This window comes from Polaribacter sp. HA6-7 (genome assembly GCF_055693625.1).
In genome coordinates this window covers 1,936,923-1,955,000 of record NZ_CM146338.1, presented here as the reverse complement: position 1 = coordinate 1,955,000, position 18,078 = coordinate 1,936,923, and the positions used below count along the sequence as shown (strand labels likewise).

Sequence of the window (18,078 nt, the reverse complement as noted above, 5' to 3'; positions counted from 1 at the left end):
CATTATCTGTTTCTAAATTGGTTAGTAAAGTAGCCGAAATTTCTGAAGTAAGAAAAAAATTAGTAGCAGAGCAGCAACAAATGGGAAAAGATGGAGGAATTGTTATGGATGGTAGAGATATTGGTACTGTAGTTTTTCCGAAGCAGATTTAAAGTTATTTATGACTGCTTCTGCGGATAAAAGAGCAACTAGAAGATATAAAGAATTAATTGATAGAGGAGATAAAGTAAATTATGATGAAATTCTATTTAATGTTCAAGAACGAGATAGAATAGATTCTACTAGAGAAGATTCTCCTTTATTAAAATCTGATGATGCAATAGAATTTGATAATTCTGATATGGGAATAAATGAACAATTTGAGAGAATATGTACACTGATAGACAGTAAACTATTTTAAAGTAATCTTTTGAATTGATAAGTTTAGCCCTGATTGAAGCATTTGTTTGAGCTCTTTTTAGAGGAACGATAAAAAAGCGAGTGCGGAAAGCAGGAAATAGCTTCTAAAAAAATGTAAAATACCTGAATATTATGGAATATTCAGGTATTTGTGTGTTTGAAGAGAAATTTTCCATTTCGGATTCTTCATTACGTAATCTACTATTAACTCAGTCATTTTTTCTTTTTTACTCCATTCTGGTTGTAAAAATAACTGACATTTATCTGAAACTTTAGCCGCTTGTTGTTCTGCAAATTCAAAATCTGATTTGTTATGAATAATCATTTTAAGTTCATCTGCTTCAGGATAACACTCATCTAAAGGTAATTTTGTTTTTTTAGGAGACAGACAAAACCAATCCCATTTTCCTGAAAAGGAATATGCACCTGAGGTTTCTATGTGTGTTTTTATATTATTATTTTGTAATAAATCAGTAATATAATCCATAGACCACATTAAAGGTTCACCACCAGTAATTACAACTGTTTTAGCGTATTTTTTAACATTGTCTACTATTTTATCTGCTAATGTTGGTGGGTGTAATTCTGCGTTCCAACTTTCTTTAACATCGCACCAATGGCAACCTACATCGCAACCACCAACTCTTATAAAATATGCGGCTGTACCCGTGTGAGCGCCTTCACCTTGTATTGTATAAAATTCTTCCATTAGAGGAAGCATTATACCTTTGTTTACTAAATCTTTTGTATTTTTATCCATCTTCATTAAAATCTACCATAACGGTTTAAGTTTGCAAAGGTAGTTTTTTGTAATTCAAGAATAAAAAGAATAATAAATTAATTCTAAACGCTTAATTATCAAAACATTTTTGTAAATTTGCACTCCTTTTTACGAGAACAGATTTAGAAAAGGAATTAAAAAAACAATTTATAAAAACAACTCTTTGCGTTTACGTCGTTAGAAATCTGTAAAACAATAAGATACAAAATTATTTTAGACACATGTCTGAAGAAACAAAAAACACTGAAGAGCAGGTAGCTGCAACTGAAGTACAAGAAACAGCAACTCCTGCTGTAGATCCTAAACAATTTTTAGCTGATTTTAACTGGCACAAATACGAACAAGGTATTGAAGCTGTTGATGAAGATAAATTAAAAGCATTTGAAACTGCTTTAGAAGGAACTGTTGGATTTGTAAATGAGCGTGATGTAATTGAAGGAACTGTAATTAGAATTACAGATAGAGATGCAATTATAGACATCAACTCTAAATCTGAAGGAGTTATCTCTTTAAACGAATTCCGTTACAACCAAGGTTTATCAGAAGGAGATAAAGTAGAAGTATTAGTTGACAAAAGAGAAGATTCTTCCGGTCAGTTAGTATTATCTCACAAAAAAGCAAGAGTAATTAAAGCATGGGAACGTGTAAACAATGCTCATGAAACTGGTGAAGTAGTTAACGGTTTTGTTAAGTGTAGAACTAGAGGTGGTATGATTGTAGATGTTTTCGGTATCGAAGCATTCTTACCAGGATCTCAAATTGATGTTAAGCCAATTAGAGATTACGATCAATACGTAGAGAAAACTATGGAATTCAAAGTTGTGAAAATCAACCACGAATTTAAAAACGTTGTTGTATCTCATAAAGCTCTTATTGAAGCTGATATTGAATTACAGAAAAAAGAAATCATTGGTCAGTTAGAAAAAGGACAAGTATTAGAAGGTATTGTTAAAAACATTACTTCTTATGGTGTATTTGTTGATTTAGGTGGTGTTGATGGTTTAGTACATATTACAGATTTATCTTGGTCTAGAATTAACCACCCGAATGAGGTTGTTGAATTAGATCAAAAATTAAACGTTGTAATTTTAGACTTTGATGATAACAAATCTAGAATCCAATTAGGATTAAAACAATTATCTGCGCATCCTTGGGAAGCTTTAGATACTGACTTAAAAGTTGGTGATAAAGTAACTGGAGAAGTAGTAGTAATTGCAGATTATGGTGCATTTGTAGAAGTAGAACAAGGAGTAGAAGGATTAATTCACGTTTCTGAAATGTCTTGGTCAACTCACTTACGTTCTGCACAAGACTTCGTAAAAGTTGGTGATAAAGTAGAAGCGCAAGTTTTAACTTTAGATAGAGAAGATAGAAAAATGTCTCTTGGTATCAAGCAATTACACCCAGATCCTTGGACAGATATTACAACTAAATTCCCAGTAGGTTCTACTCATACAGGTACTGTAAGAAATTACACTAACTTTGGTGTTTTCGTAGAATTAGAAGAAGGAATTGATGGTTTAGTATATATTTCTGACTTATCTTGGACTAAGAAAATTAAGCATCCATCAGACTTTGTTACTGTTGGAGACAAATTAGAAGTACAAGTATTAGAATTAGATGTAGAGAACAGAAAGTTAAACTTAGGTCATAAGCAAACTCAAGATAACCCTTGGGATGCACATGAAGCTACGTATGCAATCGGTTCTACACACGAAGGAACAATCAAAGAAAAGAATGATAAAGGAGCAGTTGTAACTTTTGCTGATGGAGTAGAAGGTTTTGCACCAACAAGATTCTTAGAAAAAGAAGATGGTTCTAAATTAGGAAAAGGAGATACAATCGAATTTGTAGTTTTAGAATTTTCTAAAGAATACAGAAGAGTTGTAGTTTCTCATACTTCTATCTTTAGAGAAGAAGAAAAGAGAAATGTAAAAGCAGCAGTTAAAAAATCTGCAGATGCAGAAAAAACTACACTTGGAGACATAGGTGGTTTAGCAGCTCTTAAAAAGAAAATGGAAGCTGGTAACAAAAAGTAATCTTACTTTTTAACAAGCCGATATTTATAATATCTAAAAGCCGATGCAGTTTTGCTTCGGCTTTTTTATTTCTATTATTTGGGCGTTACCTTTTAGGTCGGGCTTTACGCACTCGCTTTTTGTTCATACTTCACAAAAGAGCTCAAACAAATGCTACAATCCCTAACGCAACTATTTGCTAGCCAATTGCAAAGTATAAAGTCAGTACATGTTAATTTATTTTAGATAACCATTTAATAAATTTATCTTTGTGTATCTAAAATAAAGACAAAAAATATAATGACACTTATAAAATCAATATCAGGTATTAGAGGAACAATTGGTGGTAAAACTGCAGACAATTTAACCCCAATAGACGCAGTAAAATTTGCATCCGCTTACGGTGCTTTTATCAAAAACAGAAATCCTAATAAAGATAAAATAACTGTTGTAATTGGTAGAGATGCCCGTATTTCCGGAAAAATGATTTCTAGTTTGGTTGCAAATACTTTAGTTGGTTTAGGCATAAACGTTGTAGACTTAGGTTTATCTACTACACCAACAGTAGAAGTTGCTGTACCTTTAGAAAATGCAGAAGGTGGTATAATTTTAACAGCTTCACATAATCCGAAACAATGGAATGCCTTAAAATTATTAAATGAAAAAGGTGAGTTTTTAAATGGATCTGAAGGAGAAAAAATTTTAGCATTAGCAGAAAGTGAAGATTTTGAATTTGCAGATGTTGATGATTTAGGAGTGTATTCTAAAGATGCTTCTTATTTAGAAAAGCACATTCAAGAAGTTTTAAATTTAGAATTGGTAGATGTAGAGGCTATTAAAAATGCAAATTTTAAAGTTGTTGTAGATGGTGTTAATTCTACCGGAGGAATTTTTATACCTGCTTTATTAAAAGAGTTAAATGTAGAATGCGTAGAATTATATTGTACACCAAACGGACAATTTCCACACAATCCAGAACCTTTAAAAGAGCATTTAACAGACATTTCTGAACTGGTTGTTAAAGAAAAAGCAGATTTTGGTATTGTTGTAGATCCGGATGTAGATAGATTAGCTTTAATTTCTGAAGATGGTTCTATGTTCGGAGAAGAATATACTTTAGTAGCTTGTGCCGATTATGTTTTAGGAAAACTAGGTGGCGGTAATACAGTTTCTAACTTATCTTCTTCTAGAGCTTTAAGGGATGTTACAGAAAAACATGGCGGAACTTATACCGCATCTGCTGTTGGTGAAGTAAATGTTGTAATAAAAATGAAAGAAACTAACACTGTAATTGGTGGAGAAGGTAATGGAGGAATTATTTATCCGGCATCTCATTATGGTAGAGATTCTTTAGTTGGTGTTGCACTATTTTTAAGCCATTTAGCAAATAATAAAATGTCTTGTAAAGAATTAAGAGATTCATATCCAAGTTATTTTATGAGTAAAAATAAAATTCAATTAACGCCAGAAATTAATGTTGATGGTATTTTAGAAACAATGGCAACAACTTATAAAAATGAAGATGTAAATACTATAGATGGTGTAAAAATAGATTTTGCGGATGAATGGATTCATTTAAGAAAATCTAATACAGAGCCAATTATTAGAATTTATACAGAAGCTAAATCTCAAACAGCAGCAGATAATTTAGCAGAGAGATTTATAAAAGAAATTAAAGCAATTATTTAAAATAATTTAGATTGAAAAAAAACATTTTAGTTTTAGGGATACTTTTATTTAGTACGCTTACTGTTTTAGGACAACAAAATAAAAAGTTTTCTAAGAAAAATAAGGTAGTAAATAAAGGTAAGTTTTTTGTTTATTGGGGATGGAATTGGTCTAGTTACACGGATTCTGATATCCGTTTTAAAGGTAAAGATTATGATTTTACATTATCTGATGTTAAGGCACAAGATAGACCAACTAAGTTTTCTGTAAATAATTATTTTAACCCTGGTAATATTACAATTCCTCAGAATAACTATAGAATTGGTTACTTTTTTAAAGAAAACTATACAATTTCCATTGGTGTAGATCACATGAAATATGTGGTTAACAATGATCAAAATGTTACTATAAATGGTAATATTAATATTGGAAATGCAAAATATGATGGTACCTATAACAATCAGAATATACAATTAACAGAAGATTTTTTAAGATTTGAGCACACAGATGGTTTAAATTATGTAAATGTAGAAGTTAAAAGATTTGATAATATAGACCATTGGTTTGGATTAGATTTGAAAAACCTTCAAATAAATTTAACTGAAGGAATTGGAGTAGGAGGTTTGTATCCTAGAACAGATACATCGCTTTTAGGTAAAGAAAGACATGATAACTTTCATTTATCCGGTTGGGGAGTTTCTGTTGGCGCCGGATTAAATATTACATTTTTAAAGCATTTTTATATTCAATCAGATTATAAAATTGGTTATATAAACATGCCGGATATTAAAACATCTTTAAGTTCTGCAAGATTCTGCCTCTCAAAGTTTTTATTTTTTCGAGAATAATATATTAATAGGAGGAAGATTCAGAATTTTTTAAAACAGTTTACAATGAATTTAGAAGCATATTTTGATAAGTTTAGAAAAAATATAGTTGGTATAAACCAAAAATTTGAGTCTCCTTATGGTTTGCAAAATCTAATTTACACAGATTGGACGGCTAGCGGTAGATTATATCATCCTATAGAAGAAAAATTGTTACATAAGTTTGGACCATTTGTTGCAAATACACATACAGAAACTTCTACTTCGGTGCAGCAATGACTTTAGCTTATCACGAAGCTAGAAAAATTATTAAACGTCATGTTAACGCAAATGAAAACGATGTTTTAATAACTTCGGGTTCCGGTATGACAGGAGTTGTAAATAAGTTTCAAAGAATTCTAGGACTAAAAGTTTCTGAAAGTTTAAAAAATTATACAGAATTACCAGAAGAAATAAGACCTATAGTTTTTATTTCTCATATGGAACATCATTCTAATCAAACCTCTTGGTTAGAAACTATTGCAGATGTAGAAGTTGTACCTTGTAATAATGAAGGTTTAGTTTGTTTAGAAAGTTTTGAAAAAAGCATTAAAAAACACGAACACAGAAAAATTAAAATAGCTTCTATAACTTCTTGTTCTAATGTAACAGGTATAAAAACCGATTATCATAAAGTAGCAAAATTGATTCATAGTTATAATGGTTTATGTTTTGTAGATTTTGCTTGTTGTGCACCTTATGTAGATATAAACATGCATCCGAAGCAGAAGATGAATATTTAGATGCTGTTTTCTTTTCTCCTCATAAATTTTTAGGAGGACCAGGAAGTTCGGCGTATTAATTTTTAATAAAAGTTTGTATAAGAACACAATACCTGATAATCCAGGTGGCGGAACGGTAAGTTATACAAATCCTTGGGGACAACATGATTATTTTGATGATGTAGAAACAAGAGAGGATGGCGGAACACCTGCTTTTTTGCAAACAATTAGAATCGCACTTTCAATTCAGTTGAAAGAAGAAATGGGAACTGATAAAATTAAAGCGAGAGAAGACGAGATTAATAAAGTTGTTTTTAAAACTTTAGAGAATTTAAACGGAGTAAAAATTTTAGCACCAAACCATAAGGACAGATTAAGTATTTTTTCTTTTTATTTCGAAAAATATCATTTTAATCTTGTGGTAAAGCTTTTAAATGATCGCTTTGGAATACAAACAAGAGGTGGATGTTCTTGTGCAGGAACTTATGGTCATTATTTGTTAAATGTTGACCAAGAAACTTCTAATAGAATTAAAGACGAAATTTTACATGGTTGTAATACTCAAAAACCAGGTTGGGTTCGTCTCTCTGTTCATCCAACAATAACAAATAAAGAATTAGAATTTGTTTGTAATTCTTTAAAAGAACTGTCTGTAAACATAGAAGATTGGGCTAAAGATTATGAATATGATAGCTTAAAGAATGATTATTCTCATAAATCTGTTACACCAATAGAACAAAACTTAGTTAAAGAGTGGTTTAACTTATAGTCTATAAAAATTCAGCCGGAACTTTATCTCTATGCTTAAATCTTTTGTGAGACCAAAGATAGAATTCCGGTTGATTTAAAATATTTTTTTCTGTCAATTCGGTATATAAATCTGTAATTTGATAATTTTCAAAGTCTTTAGCATTTTCAGTTATCAGTTGAAATTCAGTTTTATAATAACCTCTTTTAACTTTTTTAGTTACATAATTGATCACTACTAAATCAAACTTTTTTGCAAGCATTTCTGCACCCGTATGCACCGGAACTTTTATATTAAAAAATCTCTCCAATAATAAGTTTTATGTGGTTGTGGAGATTGATCGCTTAATAAAATATATGCACCTTGTTTTTTATCAGAAAACCTTTGTTGCATACCTCTAACCATATCAGAAGTTTTATATCCAATAACTCCAAACTTTTCTCTTGAATCTCTAACTTTTTTTCGAAGTACTTATTATTAAGTTTTGTATACGCACCCAAAACATCAATATCTAAAACTTTAGGTAAACTTGTAGACCATTCCCAATTGGCTTGATGAGCACCAACTAATGCGATACTTTTTCCTTCTTTAGCAAATTTATTTACCAATTGTGGATTTTCATAAGTATATCGTTTCAAAATTTCTTTTTCAGAAATAGAAAAAGCTTTTACGCTTTCCATCATCAAATCCATTAAATGTTTAAAGAATTTTTTTCTGATAATTAAAAGTTCTTTTAAAGGTTTGTTAGGAAAAGCTATTTGTAAATTATCTAAAACTACTTTTTTCGATATCCAATTACATAATAAATTAGAAAATAGAAAAAATCTGATTTTAAATATAAGATTCTCATTGGTAACTTAGAAAGTAACCAAATTAATGGATAACTAATGGCAAAGACAATAAATTGCATATATAAATTTTAGTGTTGCAAATATCGTATATATATTTAAAATGAAAAGATAAATACTAATGGGTTTTTATTAAGTTTGTTACATGATAGAAAATATAAATAAGGCAATATTATTATTAATGATTGCTAATGTATTAATTTCGATGAAGGGTTTTAAAGAGTATTCATTTCTCGATAAATACAAGTTTCAGATTAGTAGAATTTTATCAGGAGAGAAAATTAGAATGTTAACTTCGGCTTTTTACATGTAGATTGGTTGCATTTAGGTTTAAATATGTATGCTTTGTATCTTTTTGGAGGTATTGTAACGCAACACACAAGTACTAGTAATTTCTTAATTATTTATTTTGGAAGCTTGTTAGCTGGAAGTTTATATTCTCTTAAAGAGCATAAAAAAGAACCTTATTATAGTGCTGTTGGAGCATCCGGTGCAGTTTCGGAACTATTTTTTCAGCAATTTTATTAGATCCAGGTATGAAACTATATCTTTTGTTTATACCAATTCCAATTCCAGGATATATTTTTGGAATTGGTTACATATTATATTCTATTTATGGTTTGAAAAATCAAGTTGGTAATGTTGGTCATTCTGCGCATTTAGGAGGAGCAATAGGAGGGTTTATTCTTACAATCATTCTAAATTCCTATTTATTTACATATAACTTAGCTACCATTATATTGTTAGCAGTACCAATAATATTTTTATTAGTTTTTGGAGATAAACTGCCAAAAAATAAATTACAAGGTTTAGTTTTTAGCAAAAAAAAGCTTCATAATTTCTTATGAAGCTTTTGAGCGAAAGACCAGGTTCGAACTGGCGACATTCAGCTTGGAAGGCTGACGCTCTACCAACTGAGCTACTTTCGCGTGGTAAAGAGATGCAAATATATAACGTTTTTTAACATCTGCAAGCATTTTTTTTACAAAAAAGATACATTTTTTTAATGTTCTTAATAATGAAATAGTTAGCTATTCATTTTTTTACAAAAAATAATTTTTGAGCTTAAATTATAAGTATTTTAACTTCTAATAATGATTTTAATTCTGCTGAAATTTTACTTTTTTTAAAATTAAGAATTTTGCTTATTTATAAAACTGAAGTTCGGTTTTATCTTTGCTGTATAATTATATGTTTAACCCCCAATTTAATCATTATGAAAAATTTTAAACTAGTAGTAATTTTAGCATTATTTGCATTTTCGGTATCAGCACAAGATCTTGCAATGACCACAGTAAACAATTATGGTACTTACACTCCAATAGAAGAAAAAGAAGAGATTATACCATTATTAAATGAATCAAAATACACCTACAAATACAAAGGAGAAAATGTAGTTGTTGTATTTTCTGAAGACCAACATGTAGAGTATTTTAATGAAGGAAAGTACTTTATTAAATCTGACATTTCTTGGGTTTCAGAAGATGAGTGTTATATGACATTACAAGAATCAAATCTTCCTAATTTTCCTTTTAAAAAAGGAATTAAATTAAAAATGAAGATTACAAAAATAAAAAGAGGTTATATTTTTTACGAGTCTACTTTAGGTGGTAGAACTTGGGAAGGAAGAATGAGAAAGTTATATTAATCCCCTAAATTAATATATTCCCTAAGTTAAATTATACCCCTAATAAATTATAATTTATAAAGTCCAGTTTGTTTGTTCAAACTGGGCTTTTATGCTTTTACTAGTATAGTGTTTTTAGTTATTTAAGAATAAATATGATCTTGTTTCTAATTTCATAATTAAATCCAAAGAAATAGAGAAATTAAGAATTTTGCTTATTTATAAAACTGAAGTTCGGTTTTATCTTTGCTGTATAATTATATGTTTAACCCCCAATTTAATCATTATGAAAAATTTTAAACTAGTAGTAATTTTAGCATTATTTGCATTTTCGGTATCAGCACAAGATTTTGCAATTACCACAGTAAACAATTATGACACTTATACTTCAATAGAAGAAAAAGAAGAGATTGTACCATTATTAAAAGAAACAAAATACACCTACAAATACAAAGGAGAAAATGTGGTTGTAGTATTTTCTGAAGACCAACATGTAGAATATTTTAATGAAGGAAAATACTTTATTAAATCTGACATTTCTTGGGTTTCAGAAGATGAATGTTATATGACATTACAAGAATCAAATCTTCCTAATTTTCCTTTTAAAAAAGGAATTAAATTAAAAATGAAGATTACAAAAATAAAAAGAGGTTACATTTTTTACGAGTCTACTTTAGGTGGTAGAACTTGGGAAGGAAGAATGAGAAAGTTATATTAATCCCCCAAATTAATATATTCCCCTTAATTAAATTATACCCCTAATATATTATAATTTATAAACCCCAGTTATTAAGCATTTGTTTAATAACTGGGGTTTAAAGTCTTATAAAGTATTTTATATTATAAATTTAGTCAATTGGTAAAGTATTAGATATTGTATTAATTAGTTTCTCAAAATCACTAGATTTATCAAAGAAATCTTGAGCTCCGTATCTTAAACAAGTTCTTTTTAATTCTCGGCTTGTAGAAAAAACGTACACTTTAGGTAGCTTATTATTTTCTTTAAACCATTTTAGTAGTTCAATTCCATTGCCATCTCGGTAAGCTTAAATCTAAGGTTACAATATCAACATCAGTTTCTTTCAAATAAGAAATTGCTTCATGTAGAGTTGGCGTTAATCGTATATTTTTAAAAGGCAGAACTCTCTTACTTGCATTAAGAATTTTTTCTCCAATTAAAGGGTTATCTTCTACAATTAGCATGTTTTTTTGTGGATGTTTCAATTATTAATTAAGTTTAATTATTGACCAATTGTAAAATTACAATTAAAGTTAATAATATTATATAGGGGAGTTGCTTATTATTGATATATTATTACATTTCTAAAGAGGTAAATCCTTTTTTTATTGCATATTTAGTTAATTCCGGTATTGTATATAAATCAATTTTTTTCATGATATTATTTCTATGTACATCAACAGTTTTAGAGCTTAAAAATAAAATTTCTCCAATTTCTTTAGAAGATTTTCCTTCTGTAATTAATTGTAAAACTTCTTTCTCTCTTGAACTTAAAAGAGTGTTTTCTATGGTATTTCCTTGTTTAATTATCGATAAAAATTCTTGATTAATATCCTTAGATAAGTATTTTATATCTTGTACAACAGTATTTATAGCAGTAATTAATTCGTTAGAATCACCATCTTTTAATAAATATCCATAGGCACCAGCTTTAAACATTCCTTGTATAAATTGTTTACTAGAATGCATAGAAAGACCGATAATTTTAATGTCAGGGCATGTTTTATGAATCTGTTTTGCAGCTTCGATACCATTTAAATTTGCCATAGCTACATCTATAACCAAAACATCTGGCAATAATTTAGAGCAAACACTAATAGCTTCTCTTCCGTCAGATGCTTCTCCAATAATTTTCATATTAGACTTTTGTTCTATTATATTTCTTAAACCATCTCTAAGAAGTTTGTGATCGTCTACTAAAACTATTTTTATTTGGTCGTTGGCTATCATATAGTTAAAGGTATAAAAAAATTAACAGTTGTTCCTAAGTTTTTTTCTGAAGTTATACTAAAAACTCCATTAATATTGGCAATTCTTTCTTGTACGGTAAATAAACCGAAACCAGAACCTGAATAGTTTTTTAAGTTTTTTAATTTACTAGTATTAAAACCAACACCGTTATCTTTAATAACAAACCAAAAACCTAAATTAGTTTTATTAATTTCTAATGTTATTATAGATGCTTGAGCATATTTTAGCGCATTATTTGCAACTTCTTGTATACTTCTATATAACAAAATTGAAGAAGCTTCATCTAGCTCAACAAAGTCTAAATTGGTAATTATTTCGCATTTTATTTTATAAGTGTTTTCTATGTTTTCAAACAACCAATATAAAGTATCTATTATGCCTAATTGATAGAGTGCAGGTGGTGATAATTCGAAAGTTATTTTTCTACTATTTTCTAATGCATCAACAATATGAGTTTCTATAAAATCTAGATCTTCAAAAATTTCTTCTAATTTACTATTTCCTTTAAGTTCGTTAATTTTCATTTTAGAAATCACTAAAGATTGACTTAAATGATCATGAATATTAGATGCAATTTCTTTTTTCTGTTTTTCTTCAATTAAAGTTAACTCGGTGGTTAGTTTTTGTAAGGAAGATTGATACTCATTAATCTCTATATTTGCTAACATCCATTGTGTAATGTCTCTTGCTGTTGTTACAAAGTAACTAATTCTATCATTCTCGTAAATAGGAGTCGACAAAAACTCTAACCAAATATAGTCTCCATTTTTATGTTTTGCTCTAAAAGGGTGCGCCTCTGTTTTTAAATTTTTATTAACTTCATCTATAGCCTCAAATAAACTATCTAAATCATCTTTATGTACTATCGAAAGAATTTTTTTACCAATAAAATCTGATTGTTTATAGCCTAAAAGGTTTTCTATTGATGGACTAATATACTTAAATGTTCCGTCTGGTTCTTGTAAACAAATTAAATCACTAGTGTTATTAGCAAGTAAACGATACATTTCTTCTGCTTTGTCAACCTTATCTCTGTTTATTTTTTTCTGTAATATCTTGTAAAACACCTCTTAAAAAGATTGTTTCACCATTACTGTTAACTTCAGAGTAACCAATTACATTTAACCAAAGTAGTTCATTTTGTTCGTTTTTAAAATTTAATTCTAGATTAAAACTTTTATTTTCTGCAATACATATGTCAATTGCCTGTTGTAAAATTTCTTCAGATCCATTAACGTAATATTTCATTAATTTATCTAACGGAGGGATAGTTCCTATAGGTAAACCATGAATTTTAAAAATTTGATCTGACCAGCTAACATTTTCTGTAATTAAATCTAGCTCCCATGCACCAACTCTTGTAATTCTGCCAGATTCATTTAGCAAAAATTTACTTCTTTCAGCAGCAATTAGTGCTTTTTTTATTTCATCTTTACTGTCTCTTAAGTTTTTTTCTATTAATTTTTGATGCGTAATATCATTCATTACAACCACAGCACCTAGTTTTTTACCCTTATTGTCATGAAAAGAAGCTCCGTTACAAAGTACAATTCTAGGTTCTTGATCAACTGATTTTATAACAATTTCTTCATTAGTTAAAATTTTACCATTAAAAGCTTGCATTAAAGGAATTTCTTTTTTCTTTAAAAGGGTTTTATAATCTGATTTATATAAGCCATAATTTTTTGCCCATTTCTCTTGAGGAATTTTAAGAATATCTACACCATGCCATTCTTTAGCTGTCTTATTAAATAGAACAATTTCACCTTTATCATTACATGCAACAATTCCGGCATTTTGATTTTCTGTCATGGCAATAACAAACTCATTTTGAGCTTTAAGCTTATTTTGAGCTAGCCTAATCTCTGTGATATCTTCTATTATACTTAAGACATATTTTTTATTACCAATTAGAATAATTTCAGCATTTGCTTTCCAAATTCTAAGTTCTCCGATTTAGTAATAAATTCAGATTCAAAATTTTTAACGCTGCCATTTTTAACTAATCTATTAAAATAGATGTTTCTTTTTCTCTGAGACTTCCAAATACTAGCCTGTATATTAACGGTACCAATTAATTCTTCTGGTGTGTAACCAGATATTCTTGCAGCGGCATCATTTACATCAACAATTTTGTGTTCATCAAAACTATTTAGTATTATCAAATTAGGACTGTTTTTAAATATTTTAAAGAATTTTTCTTCGCTTTCTTTTAATTTAATATTGATGTTTTTATTTTCTGTAATATCTTGTAAAACACCTCTACGACCTATAATTTTTTTGTTTTCATCGTAAATTGGTTGTACCACATTTCTAATCCAAACTACTCTTTTGTTATTATTAATTAATTTTAATTCAAGATCATAGGGTGTACCGTTTTCATCTAGCTCTTTATTTGCTTTAGAAATTTTTAATTGAGATTCTTTGTCAAATTTTTTAAATATTTCTTCTCTTTTCGGTGCTGTTTTTTTAACGTCACTCTCGTAAATTACATGGATATATTCAGACCAATTTACTCTTTCAGATGTCTTTATATATTCCCAATATCCAATTTTAGCTAATTTACTAGCTTCATTTAAAGAGGTTTCTTTTTGTTCTAATAATTTTAAAGAACTTTCAATTTTATTTTTAGCTAAGACTCTTTGTGTTATATCTCCGGCAGAAGTAACAAAATAACTAATTTTATTATTTTCGTATACGGCAGAAGTAATAAATTCTAACCAAATATAATGACCAAATTTATGCTTTACCCTAAATGTATATGCGTTATTATCGTAATCTGTAATAAATAATTTTTTACCTATTGTTTCTCTTAATTTCGGATATCATCAGAATGAACATAATTAAAAATTTTTTTCCAAGAAACTCTTTACTATCATAGCCCAATATTTTTTTATTGATGGACTAATATATTTAAAAGAACTATCTACATTTTGTAAACAGATAATATCATTAGAATTTTCTGTTAGTAATCTATATTTTTCTTCAACCTTTTTTTGTCGATTGACGTAGTTTCAAATTTTTGTTTATAACTTAAAGGTTGGAAAACATCTTTTATTTTAAAAAATACAAGGTCTCTATCTGTAGTGTCTAAAAACCTTAAATACATATAAAATAAAACACTAAAATAGGTTGCCAATATTCCTTTTGATTGCAACCCTTTTGTAATTACGGGAATTAACTTATCTGATTTCCAGAAAGAAAGTGTTGCATAGAATATTGTATCAAAACTTACTACAATTATCATTGTAATAAAAATTTGTAAAAATAAAAACCTTGTTTTTTTTGCTATAAATTCGAACAGAATTATTAATATAAGAGAATCTAAAAGTATGGCAATATTAGAAACAGTAGAGATGTACGGTGAGTTTTTAAATGGTTTTGCAGAATTTGCGATGGCATTATCAATTAAAGGATCTTCAATTTTCCAATTGAAAACCTGTAGTAAAAGTGTGATTAACAAATTTACTAGAAACAATGCATAAATAACTTTTTTTGTTTCTTTGGCATCTTCTTTAATATAAATAATTAATAAAGCAAAGAGTGTTACAGTTACAAATATTGATGAACCTTGAGATATTAAGTGATTTGTTGGATAATTAGAATCTATACTATTAGAAAGAAATATTTGAACAAACTGAAATAAACCCAAACTAGCATAAAGAACACTTAAACCTAGTTTTTTTCTAACTTTAAATAATAGTAATATAATAAAAGCAACAAAAGAGCTTTGAACAAATAGTGTTGTAAATTGATAAAATGTCATGGCAAAAATTATTAAAATTGATAACAGAAATATCAACTTTTAGGGAGATTTTTTCTAAAGATAAAAAAAAATGTGTTTTATTAAAATTTAAATGAGTTTTTGTTGAATATTCTGAACGTTGTGACTTTTTGATGGTGATTTAGGGATGTTAAAAACGACAGTTGTACCGTTGCTTATTTCTGATGAAATATTGAATTTTCCTTGAATATTTTCTATTCTTTCTTTAACTGTAAATAACCCAAAACCAGAACCGTTTGTATTGTGATTGTTTTTTAATTTTTTGGTATCAAAACCATTACCATTATCTTTAAATATAAAAGAGATGTAATTAGAGTTCTCATCAATATTCAATGTAAAAAAAGATGCCTTAGAATATTTTACAGCATTATTTACAACTTCTTGTATACTTCTATAAAGTAAAATAGATTTTGTATCATCCATTTTTACAGTATCTAAAGTTGTATAAATATCAGATTTTATTTCATATGTTTTTTCAATGTATTCAAATAACCAAAACAACGCATCTACAATTCCTAATTGATATAAAACAGGAGGAGAAAGTTCAAAAGTAATTTTTCGACTATTGTCTAATGCATCAGTAATATGATTTTCTATAAAATCTAAATCTTTTATTAGTTTTTCATATTCTTTATTACGTTTTAATTCTTTAATTTTCATTTTAGAAATTACTAAAGATTGACTTAAATGATCATGAATATTTGAAGCTATTTCTTTTTTCTGTTTCTCTTCTATTAAGGTAATTTCGGTTGTTAACCTTTTTAAAGATTTTTGATATTCTTGTATATTTTCATTGGCCACCATTGTTTGTGTTATGTCTCTTGCTGAAGTTACAAAGTAATTAATATCATCACCATTGTAAACAGGTGTAGATAAAAACTCTAACCAAATATAATGTCCTTTTTTATGTAAAGCCCTAAAAGGAAATGCATGAGATTTAACTTCTTTAGAAATATTGAAAAAAGTGTTTTTTAAAGATTTTAAATCCTCTGGGTGCACTATATCATATACTTTTCTGCCTATAAATTCTTCTTGTTTATAACCAAGAATGTTTTCTATTGATGGGCTTATATATTTAAATGTACTATCATATTCTTGTAAACATATTAAATCGTTGGTATTATCTGCTAGTAATCTATATAATTCTTCTGCTCTAGCTATTTTATCAATACTTTCTTTTTTGTCTGTTATATCTTGTGCTAAGCCACGTCTTCCTATTATATTTTTATTTTCATCAAAAATAGGCTCTGCAACATTTCTTACCCAAACAGCTTTACCAGTTTTTTTATGATATATTTTCATTTGTATATCATAAGATACGCCATTATTAGTTAGGTCTAATGTTGCTTGTTTAATAACAGGTAAAGAATCTTTATCAATTTGGGCTACAATGTCTGCCCTTGGTGGTAAAGGTTTTGCTTTATCTAAACCGTAAATATCATATAAATATTCAGACCATCTAAAATCGTCTTTAGCAATTATATATTCAAAGTATCCTATTTTAGCTACTTTGCTAGCTTCATCCATAGAAGCTTTATTTTTTTCTAATTGTTTTAAAGAATTTTCAATTTCTTTTTTAGATCTTTTTAGTTCTATTCTATTTAACTTAGAATCTGTAATGTCTTGTAAAACACCGCTTCTACCTATTACATTTTTATCGTCGTCATAAATTAAGTGTCCTATAATTCTAATCCAAACTTCTTTATTTACAAAATTTGTCATTTTAAGTTCGATGTCATATGGTATTCCATCAGCGTCTAATTTCTTTGTAGCACTAATTAATTTTTCTAAGAATTCACCCTTATAAACAGCAATCATTTCCTCTCGAGATGGTATTTCTTTATTAGGATCTAAACCAAATATTTTATAAACATAATCTGACCAATAAAAAGCATTGGTTTCAAATAAATAGTCAGAATATCCAATTTTTGCAATTCTACTAGATTCTCTTAGTGATAGTTCTTTTTTTCTAATAATCTTAAAGAGATTTGTAACTCTTTTTTGGAGTTTTCTAATTTACTTTGAACTTTCTTATATTTTGTAATGTCTTGTAAAATAGCTCTTCGACCTATTAATTCTTTATTTTTATTAAAAATAGGTTGGGCTATATTTCTAACCCAAAACTCTTCACCATTTCTTTTAATACCCTTTAATTCAATATCACCTGGTTGCCCTTTAGTATTTATTTTATTGATAAGGTTTTTTAATTTTATTTTAGATTTTTCATCAAAAAAAGTTAAAACATCTTTTAAAGTCGGTGTTCCGTTTCTTGGGTTTAAACCAAATATTTTATAAGCGTAATCAGACCAAATAAAAGTATCGGTTTTAGTATTATATTCTATAAATGCTAGTTCTCCTATTTTACCGGCAATATTTAAGGAATCTTCATTTTTTTCTAAAAGTTCTAAAGAATTTTCTAATTTTAACTGCGCTTGTTTGGTATGAGTAATATCATGTAATACGCCTCTTCTTCCAACTACTATTTTATTAGCACCAAAAACTGGTTCTATAATCAATCGAAGCCAAATAATTTTATTTATTTGATTTTTACCTTTAACTTCAATATTAAATGATTTGCCTTCTTCTTGAAGAGTTTTTATGTTTTTTAGGATTCTTTGTTTAGATTC

15 protein-coding genes, 1 tRNA gene and 5 pseudogenes (1 of these 21 cut by a window edge) are annotated in these 18,078 nt (G+C 28.1%); 8 read left to right on the top strand and 13 right to left on the bottom strand.

Features of this window, described 5'->3' with window-relative positions:
- Positions 1-400: pseudogene (gene cmk, locus ACZ1HD_RS10880) on the top strand ((d)CMP kinase) (it extends 289 nt beyond the left edge of the window).
- A 129-nt stretch (positions 401-529) separates the two neighbouring features.
- Here cmk and ACZ1HD_RS10875 read toward each other — a convergent pair.
- Complete coding sequence (locus tag ACZ1HD_RS10875; RefSeq protein ID WP_472687436.1) at positions 530-1,159, bottom strand: 7-carboxy-7-deazaguanine synthase QueE; 630 nt, start codon at positions 1,157-1,159, stop codon at positions 530-532.
- Positions 1,160-1,401: 242 nt separating this feature from the next.
- Here ACZ1HD_RS10875 and rpsA point away from each other — a divergent pair, with 242 nt between their 5' ends.
- The 4 genes and pseudogenes from rpsA (at position 1,402) to ACZ1HD_RS10855 (ending at position 7,223) form a co-directional block, all read left to right on the top strand.
- The gene (gene rpsA, locus ACZ1HD_RS10870) at positions 1,402-3,219 is read left to right on the top strand and encodes a 30S ribosomal protein S1 (RefSeq protein ID WP_079736912.1); all 1,818 of its coding nucleotides are present in this window, start codon (positions 1,402-1,404) and stop codon (positions 3,217-3,219) included.
- Between the two features lie 279 nt (positions 3,220-3,498).
- Entirely contained in the window at positions 3,499-4,887 is a 1,389-nt protein-coding gene (gene glmM / locus ACZ1HD_RS10865) for a phosphoglucosamine mutase (RefSeq protein ID WP_472687435.1), read from the top strand.
- An 11-nt stretch (positions 4,888-4,898) separates the two neighbouring features.
- A pseudogene (locus ACZ1HD_RS10860) lies at positions 4,899-5,748 on the top strand (hypothetical protein).
- Positions 5,749-5,759: 11 nt separating this feature from the next.
- Positions 5,760-7,223, top strand: a pseudogene (locus tag ACZ1HD_RS10855) (aminotransferase class V-fold PLP-dependent enzyme).
- 1 nt (position 7,224) lies between these two features.
- On the opposite strand, the gene ACZ1HD_RS10850 reads toward ACZ1HD_RS10855, so the two are convergent.
- Together ACZ1HD_RS10850 and ACZ1HD_RS10845 are read right to left on the bottom strand one after the other, a co-directional pair.
- On the bottom strand, positions 7,225-7,512 hold the full coding sequence (locus ACZ1HD_RS10850) for an LpxL/LpxP family acyltransferase (RefSeq protein WP_472687434.1): 288 nt from the start codon (positions 7,510-7,512) through the stop codon (positions 7,225-7,227).
- Between the two features lie 34 nt (positions 7,513-7,546).
- Positions 7,547-7,960, bottom strand: a complete 414-nt coding sequence (locus ACZ1HD_RS10845; protein ID WP_472689335.1) for a lysophospholipid acyltransferase family protein — start codon at positions 7,958-7,960, stop codon at positions 7,547-7,549.
- Between the two features lie 235 nt (positions 7,961-8,195).
- On the opposite strand from ACZ1HD_RS10845, the pseudogene ACZ1HD_RS10840 reads away from it, so the two are divergent.
- Positions 8,196-8,898: pseudogene (locus tag ACZ1HD_RS10840) on the top strand (rhomboid family intramembrane serine protease).
- A gap of 8 nt (positions 8,899-8,906) precedes the next feature.
- Here ACZ1HD_RS10840 and ACZ1HD_RS10835 read toward each other — a convergent pair.
- Positions 8,907-8,979 (bottom strand) — tRNA-Gly (locus ACZ1HD_RS10835).
- Positions 8,980-9,266: 287 nt separating this feature from the next.
- Here ACZ1HD_RS10835 and ACZ1HD_RS10830 point away from each other — a divergent pair.
- Complete coding sequence (locus tag ACZ1HD_RS10830) at positions 9,267-9,698, top strand: hypothetical protein (protein WP_472687433.1); 432 nt, start codon at positions 9,267-9,269, stop codon at positions 9,696-9,698.
- A 265-nt stretch (positions 9,699-9,963) separates the two neighbouring features.
- Positions 9,964-10,395, top strand: coding sequence for a hypothetical protein (locus tag ACZ1HD_RS10825; protein WP_375241327.1), 432 nt, complete (start codon positions 9,964-9,966; stop codon positions 10,393-10,395).
- A 302-nt stretch (positions 10,396-10,697) separates the two neighbouring features.
- Here the strand turns inward: ACZ1HD_RS10825 and ACZ1HD_RS10820 are convergent, their stop codons facing one another.
- The 9 genes and pseudogenes from ACZ1HD_RS10820 to ACZ1HD_RS10780 all read right to left on the bottom strand — a co-directional run bounded on the left by ACZ1HD_RS10820 (position 10,698) and on the right by ACZ1HD_RS10780 (position 18,051).
- Positions 10,698-10,880, bottom strand: coding sequence for a response regulator (locus ACZ1HD_RS10820; protein WP_472687432.1), 183 nt, complete (start codon positions 10,878-10,880; stop codon positions 10,698-10,700).
- 112 nt (positions 10,881-10,992) lie between these two features.
- On the bottom strand, positions 10,993-11,646 hold the full coding sequence (locus ACZ1HD_RS10815; RefSeq protein ID WP_340933277.1) for a response regulator transcription factor: 654 nt from the start codon (positions 11,644-11,646) through the stop codon (positions 10,993-10,995).
- Positions 11,643-12,674 (bottom strand): PAS domain-containing sensor histidine kinase, encoded by a 1,032-nt coding sequence (locus ACZ1HD_RS10810; RefSeq protein WP_340933279.1) that lies wholly within the window; start codon positions 12,672-12,674, stop codon positions 11,643-11,645. Before ACZ1HD_RS10810 ends, ACZ1HD_RS10815 begins: the two co-directional genes overlap by 4 nt.
- A gap of 19 nt (positions 12,675-12,693) precedes the next feature.
- Positions 12,694-13,479 carry a PAS domain-containing protein gene (locus ACZ1HD_RS10805; protein ID WP_472687431.1) on the bottom strand — a complete coding sequence of 262 codons (786 nt, stop codon included), beginning with the start codon at positions 13,477-13,479 and terminating at the stop codon, positions 12,694-12,696.
- Positions 13,480-13,577: 98 nt separating this feature from the next.
- Positions 13,578-14,201, bottom strand: a complete 624-nt coding sequence (locus tag ACZ1HD_RS10800; RefSeq protein ID WP_472689334.1) for a PAS domain-containing protein — start codon at positions 14,199-14,201, stop codon at positions 13,578-13,580.
- 99 nt (positions 14,202-14,300) lie between these two features.
- Positions 14,301-14,474: pseudogene (locus tag ACZ1HD_RS10795) on the bottom strand (PAS domain S-box protein); the annotation flags it as partial.
- Positions 14,475-14,632: 158 nt separating this feature from the next.
- The gene (locus tag ACZ1HD_RS10790; protein WP_472687430.1) at positions 14,633-15,433 is read right to left on the bottom strand and encodes a hypothetical protein; all 801 of its coding nucleotides are present in this window, start codon (positions 15,431-15,433) and stop codon (positions 14,633-14,635) included.
- Positions 15,434-15,520: 87 nt separating this feature from the next.
- Positions 15,521-17,287: a PAS domain S-box protein gene (locus tag ACZ1HD_RS10785; RefSeq protein ID WP_472689333.1), complete on the bottom strand. Its 1,767-nt coding sequence runs from the start codon at positions 17,285-17,287 to the stop codon at positions 15,521-15,523.
- 113 nt (positions 17,288-17,400) lie between these two features.
- Positions 17,401-18,051: a PAS domain-containing protein gene (locus ACZ1HD_RS10780; RefSeq protein WP_472689332.1), complete on the bottom strand. Its 651-nt coding sequence runs from the start codon at positions 18,049-18,051 to the stop codon at positions 17,401-17,403.
- Positions 18,052-18,078: the final 27 nt, after the last annotated feature.

Excerpts from the sequence above, each read along its gene's own strand:
- ACZ1HD_RS10830 (WP_472687433.1), top strand. The coding sequence starts at position 9,267 with ATGAAAAATTTTAAACTAGTAGTAATTTTAGCATTATTTGCATTTTCG.
- rpsA (WP_079736912.1), top strand. The coding sequence starts at position 1,402 with ATGTCTGAAGAAACAAAAAACACTGAAGAGCAGGTAGCTGCAACTGAA.
- ACZ1HD_RS10810 (WP_340933279.1), bottom strand. The coding sequence starts at position 12,674 with ATGTATCGTTTACTTGCTAATAACACTAGTGATTTAATTTGTTTACAA.
- ACZ1HD_RS10790 (WP_472687430.1), bottom strand. The coding sequence starts at position 15,433 with ATGACATTTTATCAATTTACAACACTATTTGTTCAAAGCTCTTTTGTT.
- ACZ1HD_RS10820 (WP_472687432.1), bottom strand. The coding sequence starts at position 10,880 with ATGCTAATTGTAGAAGATAACCCTTTAATTGGAGAAAAAATTCTTAAT.
- ACZ1HD_RS10825 (WP_375241327.1), top strand. The coding sequence starts at position 9,964 with ATGAAAAATTTTAAACTAGTAGTAATTTTAGCATTATTTGCATTTTCG.
- glmM (WP_472687435.1), top strand. The coding sequence starts at position 3,499 with ATGACACTTATAAAATCAATATCAGGTATTAGAGGAACAATTGGTGGT.
- ACZ1HD_RS10805 (WP_472687431.1), bottom strand. The coding sequence starts at position 13,479 with ATGACAGAAAATCAAAATGCCGGAATTGTTGCATGTAATGATAAAGGT.
- ACZ1HD_RS10815 (WP_340933277.1), bottom strand. The coding sequence starts at position 11,646 with ATGATAGCCAACGACCAAATAAAAATAGTTTTAGTAGACGATCACAAA.
- ACZ1HD_RS10875 (WP_472687436.1), bottom strand. The coding sequence starts at position 1,159 with ATGGATAAAAATACAAAAGATTTAGTAAACAAAGGTATAATGCTTCCT.